The 9,292-nt window shown below is 62.1% G+C and carries 10 protein-coding genes; 6 read left to right on the top strand and 4 right to left on the bottom strand.

Features of this window, described 5'->3' with window-relative positions:
• The 3 genes from AB7C87_RS19675 to AB7C87_RS19665 form a co-directional block, all read left to right on the top strand.
• Positions 1 to 651: ABC transporter ATP-binding protein (locus AB7C87_RS19675; protein ID WP_369731201.1), on the top strand; the 651-nt coding region annotated here is incomplete at its 5' end.
• Positions 648 to 1,742, top strand: a complete 1,095-nt coding sequence (locus tag AB7C87_RS19670; RefSeq protein ID WP_369731200.1) for an ABC transporter ATP-binding protein — start codon at positions 648 to 650, stop codon at positions 1,740 to 1,742. The genes AB7C87_RS19675 and AB7C87_RS19670, both read left to right, overlap by 4 nt.
• Before the next feature lie 732 nt (positions 1,743 to 2,474).
• A complete protein-coding gene (locus tag AB7C87_RS19665) occupies positions 2,475 to 2,690 on the top strand; it encodes a hypothetical protein (protein WP_369731199.1) in 216 nt (71 codons plus the stop codon).
• Positions 2,691 to 2,711: 21 nt separating this feature from the next.
• Here AB7C87_RS19665 and AB7C87_RS19660 read toward each other — a convergent pair whose 3' ends face one another.
• On the bottom strand, positions 2,712 to 4,367 hold the full coding sequence (locus tag AB7C87_RS19660) for a spermidine synthase (RefSeq protein WP_369731198.1): 1,656 nt from the start codon (positions 4,365 to 4,367) through the stop codon (positions 2,712 to 2,714).
• Between the two features lie 167 nt (positions 4,368 to 4,534).
• Entirely contained in the window at positions 4,535 to 4,753 is a 219-nt protein-coding gene (locus tag AB7C87_RS19655) for a DUF8107 family protein (protein ID WP_369731197.1), read from the bottom strand.
• A gap of 102 nt (positions 4,754 to 4,855) precedes the next feature.
• On the opposite strand from AB7C87_RS19655, the gene AB7C87_RS19650 reads away from it, so the two are divergent.
• On the top strand, positions 4,856 to 5,263 hold the full coding sequence (locus AB7C87_RS19650) for an SRPBCC family protein (protein ID WP_369731196.1): 408 nt from the start codon (positions 4,856 to 4,858) through the stop codon (positions 5,261 to 5,263).
• 6 nt (positions 5,264 to 5,269) lie between these two features.
• Here the strand turns inward: AB7C87_RS19650 and AB7C87_RS19645 are convergent, their stop codons facing one another.
• Positions 5,270 to 6,637 carry a CobW family GTP-binding protein gene (locus AB7C87_RS19645; RefSeq protein WP_440590514.1) on the bottom strand — a complete coding sequence of 456 codons (1,368 nt, stop codon included), beginning with the start codon at positions 6,635 to 6,637 and terminating at the stop codon, positions 5,270 to 5,272.
• An 89-nt stretch (positions 6,638 to 6,726) separates the two neighbouring features.
• Here AB7C87_RS19645 and AB7C87_RS19640 point away from each other — a divergent pair, with 89 nt between their 5' ends.
• Together AB7C87_RS19640 and AB7C87_RS19635 are read left to right on the top strand one after the other, a co-directional pair.
• Entirely contained in the window at positions 6,727 to 7,062 is a 336-nt protein-coding gene (locus tag AB7C87_RS19640; RefSeq protein WP_369731194.1) for a DUF7990 family protein, read from the top strand.
• Positions 7,062 to 8,048, top strand: a complete 987-nt coding sequence (locus AB7C87_RS19635; protein WP_369731193.1) for an ArsA family ATPase — start codon at positions 7,062 to 7,064, stop codon at positions 8,046 to 8,048. Before AB7C87_RS19640 ends, AB7C87_RS19635 begins: the two co-directional genes overlap by 1 nt.
• Here the strand turns inward: AB7C87_RS19635 and AB7C87_RS19630 are convergent.
• Positions 8,030 to 9,268 carry a class I adenylate-forming enzyme family protein gene (locus tag AB7C87_RS19630; protein ID WP_369731192.1) on the bottom strand — a complete coding sequence of 413 codons (1,239 nt, stop codon included), beginning with the start codon at positions 9,266 to 9,268 and terminating at the stop codon, positions 8,030 to 8,032. The two genes, AB7C87_RS19635 and AB7C87_RS19630, sit on opposite strands and share 19 nt — an antisense overlap.
• Positions 9,269 to 9,292 lie beyond the last annotated feature (24 nt).

Below are 9,292 nucleotides of genomic sequence, written 5' to 3'. Positions count from 1 at the left end.
GAGGCCGGCATGGATCGGGCCCGTGAACTCCTCGCGGACCTCTACCTCGAGCCCGACCGGGTGCTCGAGGCCTACCCGCACGAACTCTCCGGCGGGATGAAACAGCGCGCGCTCATCGCGCTTTCAGTCGTCCTCGAGCCGGACGTGCTCGTCATGGACGAGCCGACCGCCGCACTCGACCTCCTGATGCAACGGTCGATCCTCTCGTTGCTCGAGAACTTGAAGGAGAAGTACGACCTCACACTCGTGTTCATCACGCACGACCTGCCGCTGGTCGCCGAACTCGCCGACCGGATGGCCGTGATGTACGCCTTCCAACTGGTCGAGATCGGCCCGACCGAGGAGATCCTCGGAAACGCCGCACACCCCTACACGCGAGCGTTGCTGAACGCCACGCCGAACCTCGACGCGCCACTATCCGAGATGCGTCCGATCGACGGCTCGGCGCCGGATCCCGTCGACGTGCCGGCTGGCTGTTCGTACCACCCGCGGTGTCCGCTCGCCGACGACACCTGCGTTGCCTCCGATCCCGACTACCACGGCGTCTCCGAGAGCCACGGCGTCGCCTGCTACCACTGGGAACACGCCGCCGAGGAGATTCCGTTCAACGTCGACGCCGTCGAGGCGACAACCGGAGGTGACCGCCAATGAGCGACCACCTCGTCTCCCTCGAGAACGTCGAAGTTCACTTCGAGGAGAGCCAGGGACTGCTGGATTTCGGCGATCCGGACGTCGTCAGGGCCGTCGACGGCGTCTCGCTCGACATCGAGGAAAACGACGTCGTCGCGCTGGTCGGCGAGTCGGGTTGTGGGAAGACCACCCTCGGCAAGACGGCGATCGGCCTCCAGCGGCCGACCGGCGGGAGCGTCTCCTACCGCGGCCAGGACATCTGGGACGCCAACGACGGCCGCGGCGACGTCGACATCTCCCACGAGGAGATCCGGCGATCGCTCCAGATCATCCACCAGGACCCCGGCAGTTCGCTCAATCCGAACCGTCGTGTGATGAAGATCCTCGAGGCGCCGTTGAAACGGTGGCAGGACCAGATGAGCGCGGGCGACCGCCGCCGGGAGGTGCTCTCGATGCTCGAACGCGTCGGGATGACGCCGCCGGGCGACTACGCGGGGCGCTATCCCCACCAATTGTCGGGCGGGGAGAAACAGCGCGTCGCGCTCGTGCGAGCGCTGTTGATGGATCCCGACCTCATCCTCGCCGACGAGGCGATCAGCGCACTCGACGTCTCGCTTCGCGTCGAGATGATGGACCTGATGCTCGAGCTCCAAGACCAGTTCGACACTTCCTTCATCGCCGTCTCGCACGACCTCTCGAACGCGCGCTATTTCGCCTCTCACGGCGACGGCCGGATCGGCGTGATGTACCTCGGCCGACTCGTCGAAATCGGGCCAGCCGAAGAGATCATCACCAACCCGAAACACCCCTACACGAAGGTTCTCCGGTGGGCGACGCCCGACCTTCGCGCCGGGGTCGACTCCGGCGAGCCGCCGGTGCGAAAGATCGACATTCCGGACCCGAAGAACCCGCCATCCGGCTGTCGGTTCCACACCCGGTGTCCGGAGGCCCGAGACGCCTGCCGGCGTGAGGATCCCGAAGCGTACGATGTCGGATCCGATCACGAAGTCGCCTGCTTCCGCGAACTCGAGGAGCACGAGTACTGGTCGAGTTCGCCCCTCACGGACGACGAACTCGACGAGACGTCGTCGTCAGCCCCCTCAACGGACTGACGGCGACTACCGGGGGACGGTTTGCCAACGTGACAGACACCGCTTTCGGCTCCGTTCCCTTGTAGTAGCCGCTGAACGTCATTGCACACCTACTCACGATAGTCCCCCGAAGACTGGACGAACAGAGCGGTTTCCAGTCGCTGTCTGTGGGCGGTGTGTAACTCGTTTCAGTTGTGACGATCACTCGTCGATCGGACGTCGTCGACGCTCGATTGCCACTCCGAGACGAAGCGATCGAGCGACTCGCTCCGAGAGATCGAAACCGCCGAATTTGTCAACGTGATTAGACGGTACAATACAAAACAAACCAAATAAGTAAACATACAATAATTCGAACTGATTCTCTCGAAGCCACTAATACGAAACAGTATTTTCTGTTGAGTACCCCTCGAGATTTCCGGCTACGCTCCGATTGTTTTCCGACCAGAAAGACGCACTATACACGCAGAGCGGCGGTTTCAATCAGTATCCCTCCGCTCATGGAGTTGAACGCGTACACACGTTTCGACGCAATCGATGAAGGTAGACATCCAAAGATATCTAATAATACACGAATCGAGATACAACTATCTAATAAACATATATTTTTATAGACATGTTTGTGGAAGAGGTAATAATCCATTATTTCTTCGAGTAACATTGGATTGTCCGCGTTCGCCGCTGTTATAATACGTCGACAGATGAAGTCGAGAACGTATCCGGCGTGTGTGATAACCCGATGATGTCGAACCAATGAATCGAGACGACGTCGACGACGTCCGCTGGGGGTGGACCTGTCCGCGATGTAACGCCGACGCCGACGTCGAGCGAGATCCGTCGTCGAAGACGTTCAGGTGGGTGTGTTCCGAAAATCCGTGTCCAGCCGTGGGATTCGGCTTCACTTCCCGTCGGCGTGCACGGATCGCTCTCAGGGACTACCGAAACCGAGACGAGAACGTCTACCGGTGATCGGGTAATCGGCCGAACGGATCATCGAACGCCTACCGGTCGAGCGGCGGCCGGAACCGTTTCGAGCGCCGGAGTGGTTGTCACGTCCGACTCGGCCGACGACTCGAGTCCGTCGTGCGATTCGGATGGTTCGTTCCCGTCGGTTTCCTCGATGACGTATCGCTGACCGAGCATCGGATCGAGTAGCTCGTCGACGCCGCCGCGGTCGTCTCGGAGCACCGGCGCGTCGGACGTATCCGGTTCGGCCATCCGGTTGTCGACCGCGTCTTCGAGGTCGACACTGAGTTCCCGATCCTCGTTTCGCTGTGCGAACTCGGCCTGCGTGAGATCGCTCTCGGCATTGGTCGCGATCACCTGGATGTTCTGGATCGCACTCGAGGGCGACGTCCGGAAGCTGTAGACGTCGGGAAAGACGGCCTCCATCGTTCGGTGCTGGGCGCGATAGAACTCCGATCCGGAGCCGCTGGGTGCGGAGATGACGTTGGCGTAAAGGACGCCGTCGTCGCTCAGCCGGTCCGATGCCAGTTCCATGAACTCGACGGTGGTGAGATGAAACGGCACCTGATCTTGTTTGTAGGCGTCGAGGACGATCACGTCGTACGTCTCGTCGGTGTTCTCGAGGAACTGTCGTCCGTCCTGGGCGTAGACGTTCAGATCGTCACTTTCCTCGAGTCCGAAGTACGCTTCTGCGGCGTCGGTCACGGCGGGATCGATCTCGACGACGTCGACCGTCGCGTCGTACCGTTGCTCGAAGTCCTGTGGTCCGGTGTAGCCGCCGCCGCCGACGAACAACACCCGATCGACCTCCTGGTGGTCGTCGACCGCGAGCATCGAGAGGTGGAAGTACCGCGTGTACGTGAAGACGTGACGATCCGGATCGGAGAGATCCATGGCGCTGTGACGCGAGCCATCCAAGTACATCGTCCGCTTGTCGCCGGCGTCGACGATCTCGAGGTGCTGGTGTGCGGTGTGTTCCTCGTAGACGACGTCGCCGCGGTGGTCGAGCGCGACGGGGCTCACGCCGGCCGCGACGACGAGTAACACCGCGATCACGACGCTTGCGGTCGTCGGCCCGCGGGGGAGTTCGGGAGCCGTGAGCCCGATCGCCGTCGCGACGAGGACGACCCCGAACAGCAGACCGATTGCCTCGATCGTCATCGCCGGGATGAGCACGAACGTCGTCGCCGCGGAGCCGACGATGCTCCCGATCGTTCCGAGCGCGTAAACGTGACCCGACGCCTCGCCGACCCCCTGTTTCTGTGAGAGTTCGGCGGCGTACGGGCTGATGAATCCGAGCAAGTACGTCGGCGGGCCGAACAGGGCGACGACTGCTGGCAACGAGGCGTACCGTGGTGAAAGTGGGAGCGTCGACGTGTACGTAAGCAACAGGTCGCCAGCGTAGATTACGATTCCGACGTAGACTGCGGTCCCGAGCATGATCCACGACATCTGTCGATTCGTCGCCAGCGACGCCCGCTTCCCGCCCTGCCAGTAGCCGAGGCTCAACGCGATCAGAAAGACGGTCAGTATTCCACCGACCGTGTAGATGTGGCTCCCGAACTGGGGCGCGACGATCCGAACGGCGAGAATCTCGAGGCCCATGCTGGTGACCCCCGAGACGAACACCGCGACCTCGGGTTTGGTGGGCCGATACGACGCGAGCGCCCCGCGGTCCATACGACGACAAAACCGCGGTTCGTTGTGTACCTGTTGTTTCGACGCACCGACCGTTTCGCCGGGGGGTGCCTCGAGCGTCCACGGTACGAAGACGGTCTACTGTCCGTCAGTTTCGATGAGACCGCCAAGGTCGCGGTCCTCCCGATAAATCGGGACAGCAGTCCCAATCAGGGTTTGATCACGAACTGCGTGATCGCGAAGATGACCAACGCGACGAACGCGACGTTGACGAGCGTCAACTCGGTCACCCCCATAAACGAGAGTCCCCAGACGACCGTCCATCCGAACAGTACTGAGAGGACGACGTTGAAAAGCGCCGCTACCCGTGGATCGCCTTCCGAGGACTCGAGCCCGTCGCGAAACCCCTCCCGTTCGTCGTCGCTCATGTCAGTAGAGCCGTCCGTCGCGTACTTAGTCGTTTTCGTCGTTTCGTGACGCCGGCGGCCGATCACCGAACGTTATCCGGCTGGGCTGTGAACGAGTGCGGTATGCGAGAGGTATCGGTTTCCGGGTTCGTTCGCGAAACGCCGGGCGAGCTTCGTCGACACCTCGATCCCGCGACCGTCGTCGAGGCCGAAGGATCGTTCGCACCCTCGAGCGTCGACGAGCGCGAGGAGGGAACGGTCGTCGTCGCGTCGGGTCCCGGTCTCGAGTTCCCGCTCCTGTTCGAAGATCGCGGCGACGAGATCGTGTATACGCAGGCGAACGAGAAGGGACCGTTCGCCGGGATGGAGACGCAAATCGAGTTCGAGAGGGAAAACGAAGGGACGCGAGTAACGATCCACTCCGCAGTCGAACTCGCCGCGCCCATTCCCTTCGGTGACCGGATCGCCGCCTGGAAACGGCGCCGTGAACTCTCCCGAATGCTCGAGACCGTGGCTCGGGATCTCGAGTAATACGAGTTACCGCAGGACGACGGTCTGGCCGACCTCGCTCGGAAACGGGTTCTCGAGTTCCCCGCCGTCGACGGCGTCGGGAGCGCAGACGCAATCCCGGAGGGAGTCTCGAAGCGCGGATTCGTCGAACTGACCGATGAAGACCAGTTCGGTCCGCCGGTCGCCGTACTCGTCGTCCCAGGGCTCGTCGGGGTGATTCCGCCGGTAGAGGCGCTGTTGTGCATCTGGTCGCGTCCCAACCCAGTTCCCTCGCGCCTCGAGTACGACCGACCGTCCGGCCTGACTGAGCTGGATCAGCAGATCGTCGCGACCCGCGATCCAGCACTGGCCTTTCGCTCTGACGACCGACTCAGGCAGGTCCTCGAGAAACGAGGCGAATCGGACCGGATGAAACGGCTCGGACCGCCGGAACGTAATCGACGTGACGTCGTAAATCTGGTCGGGGGTCCGGTGGTCGTGATCGTCGTGCTCGCAATCGCTGTGTCCGTGCTCGTGGTTGTGTTCGTCGTCGTGGTCGTGGTCGTCGTGGCCGTGATCGTGGTCATGATCGCCGTGATCGTGGTCGTCGTGGCCGTGGTCGTGGTCGTCGTGACTGTGATCGTGGTCATGATCGCCGTGATCGTGGTCGTCGTGGCCGTGGTCGTCGAGGTGGCCGTGTTCTCGAGCGTGTTGTAGTGCTCGTTGCCAGCCGGGGAGGCCGCCGAGTTCGTCCGGGTCGAACAGCCCCCGGCCGAGCAGTCGCGCGGGATCGATCTCGCTGAACGTCGTCCGGTGGATCGACGCGTCGGGCTGGAGCGCTTCGACGATCGTCTCGAGGCGCTCGAGGTCGTCTTCGGGGACGAGATCCGTCTTGTTCAACAGGACGACGTTGCTGAACTCGAGTTGTTCGACGAGCAGGTCAGAGAGCGGACGATCCTCGGCGTCCGGTGACGTCTCCCGCTCGAGTGACCGCCCGTCGACGGCGTCGAGTAGGAGGCTGGCGTCGACGACCGTGACGAGCGAGTCGACCTCGTATCGTTCGGCGGCGGCTGACCCGGTCGTAAACAGCCGCGCGACCGGGGCAGGTTCGCTGATCCCCGAGGATTCGACGACCAACTGATCGAAGTCGTAACCGCGAGCGAGCCGTCTGACCTCGGTCTCGAGGTCGTCTTGCAGCTCACAGCAGATACAGCCGTTGCTCAACTCGGCGATACCGTCCCGTGTGAGGTCGGTTTCGTCTTCGAGCAACGCCGCGTCGACGTTGACGTCGCCCATGTCGTTGACGAGGACGGCGAGGCGACGATCGGTTCGCTCGAGCAGGTGGTTGAGTAACGTCGTCTTTCCGGCGCCCAGATTTCCGCTCACGACGGTCACCGGTATTCGACCCGAATTCATGACTGTCGAATTAACGCTCAGCTCGTATAATAGAACTGGTGGTCGGTTCGGGCGATATGCTTTTGGCCCGACGTTCGAAACGTCCTCCTATGAGTCTGGTTCGTCGGATCGTGGCATACAAAAACGCACTCGAGAGTCGGTTGCGCGAGCGCTTCGAGGACACGCTTCCTGGACTCTGGGCGCGTGGGTTGTACCACGGGCTGTTTTCGCATCCGGCGTACGAAATCATCGAACTCGAGGCAGAAGACATCGAGGACGCGTTCATGGTCGCGTGCTTTCCCGACGCGTTCGGCATTCCGAGTCCGGTTTCTTACTATACGGCCGAGTTACTGCCGTATCTCGAGGACGAGTACGAACAGTGGCAACGGCGGATGTGGGACCGTGGGAGCCTCCTCGAACGGAAAGGGAAACAGCTTCACTTCTGATGGTTGAAACGCGATTCGTCTTCTTCGGCGGGAAAGGGGGGGTCGGAAAGACGACGGTCTCGAGTGCGTTCGGACTCGGTCGTGCACGCGAAGGCGATCGAACCCTGCTCGTCTCGACGGATCCGGCCCACAGCACGGGCGACGTGTTCGAGCAGTCGTTCGGCGACGATCCACAGCGAGTCGAGGGTTATGAGAACCTCTGGGCGATGGAGATCGATCCCCAACGCGAGATCGCCAACCACCTCCAGGGAATCAAACGGAAGCTCAACAGTCAGTTGAGCGCGTCGATGATCAACGAGGTCGACGTCCAACTCGAGATGGCCCACCAGACGCCGGGTGCCTACGAAGCCGCCCTGTTCGATCGGTTCATCGACGTCATGGCCGACGCCGAGGAGTACGATCGGGTCGTGTTCGATACCTCACCGACCGGCGGGACGCTTCGATTGCTCTCGCTTCCGGAACTCCTTCGAGACTGGGTCGAACAACTGCGCGCAAAGCGGATGCAAAGCGTCGAACTCTACGAGCGAGCGGCGATCGGAAAGCGCGAGCCCAGACGAATGCGCGAGGGCGATCCCATCCTCGCCAGACTCGAGGAGCGACGGGACCGGTTCGAGTTCGCCCACGAGACGCTTCGGTCGGACGCCTCGTTCTATCTCGTGATGAACCCCGACGCGCTCTCGCTTCGCGAGACCGAACGCGCGGTCGACGCACTCGAGGAGTACGACCTGGACGTCGGCGGAATCGTCATCAACAGGGTGACGCCGGAGCCAGAGTCCCACGAGGATGGACGTGGGGCGTCGTACCTCCGAGAGCGGTGTTCGAAAGAGCAAACACGGATCCGTACCGCACGCGAGCAACTCGAGCCGCCGATAGTCGCGGAGATCGAGGCCCGTGTGGAGGAGATCAAGGGGCCGTTGCTCGCCGACGTCGCGGAGGAACTCGAGGCGATCCGAACGGAGCGGGGCGATCAGTCCTCGACGCGGTAGACGTAACCGTCGGCGTCTTTGTACGCGGTCAACTCGGTGTGATACCAGTTGTAACCACCCCAGAGCGTAAAGCGTTCGTCCTCGAGCGTTTCGTTGTCGTGATAGCCGTCGGCGACGTTCGGACCGGTGACGACCAGTTCCCCGCTGGCCTCGGCAGGGATACGCTCGTCGTCCTCGACGATCCGACACTCCTCGAATGCGACGTCGACGATTCGGGCTTCCCCCTCCGGGATCGAACGGCCGAGCGATCGATCGTCACCGTCGACGTTCACCAGGGCGACGGGTCCCGTCTCAGTCCGCCCGTAGAAGTAGTACGACTCGTCACAGCCGGCCTCGGACAGCATCTCTCGGACACCGGGTGGGAACGGACCGCCCACCGACCCGGCGACCCGTAGCGACGAGAGGTCGACTCCCTCGAGCAGGTTGTCGGAGGCCAATCTGGCGTACATCGACGGCGAGAGGTGGAAGACGGTGACGTCGTGGGAGTCGAGTCGTTCGACCGTTGCCTCGGCCGACGGATTCGCGATCAAGTTGTACCGACCGCCGGTGACGAGCGTCGCGTTGAGAACCGGGGTGATGTTGAAGAGGTGAGTCGCCGGGAGCACACTGAGCTGTTCGTCTTCGGAACTGAGACCGCCGGGGACGATTTCTGCGACGGCTTCGGCGTTCGTTCGAAGGGCCGCATGCGAGAGCACTGCACCCGTCGTTCTCGGCGTTTCGGTGCCGGTATAGGAGATCAACGCTGGATCGTCGTCCGAGCGCTCGATAACTTCCCAGAAATCGTAGAGGCCGTCGGTGTCGGTAAACGTCTCGAAATCGACGCCGAGGTTGGCGTCGTCGCCGACTCGAACTAGCGCGTCGAGCGTATCGACGTTCGAGAGAATACCCGTCACCTGATCGTCCGTCGTGACGACGACGCGCGCTGAGACCTGCGTGGTGATCGTGGCTTTCTCTGAGGTTTCAAAGCGTGGATTGATCGGTACAGCGACGCTCCCGTTTCGGAGAGTCCCGAGTAACGCGACGACGAACTCGGTGCTGTTCGGAAGACAGATTGGGACCGCATCGCCGGCTTTGACGTCGTACTCCCGGAGGCCGCCCGCGAACTCGCCGGCTCGAATCCAGAGTTCACGATACGTCAACTCGTCGATGCCGTCTACGAGCGCTGTCGAGAGCGGCTGCTGTTCGACGGTCTTCCGTACCGAATCCACGACGTTTGTCATATTCTCTAATATTCATAGAGAAGA

Source organism: Natrarchaeobius versutus (assembly GCF_041205745.1).
GTDB classification, from domain to species: domain Archaea; phylum Halobacteriota; class Halobacteria; order Halobacteriales; family Natrialbaceae; genus Natrarchaeobius; species Natrarchaeobius versutus.
The sequence above is the reverse complement of the archived record's forward strand: the minus strand, read 5'-3'. Positions and strand labels throughout refer to the sequence as shown.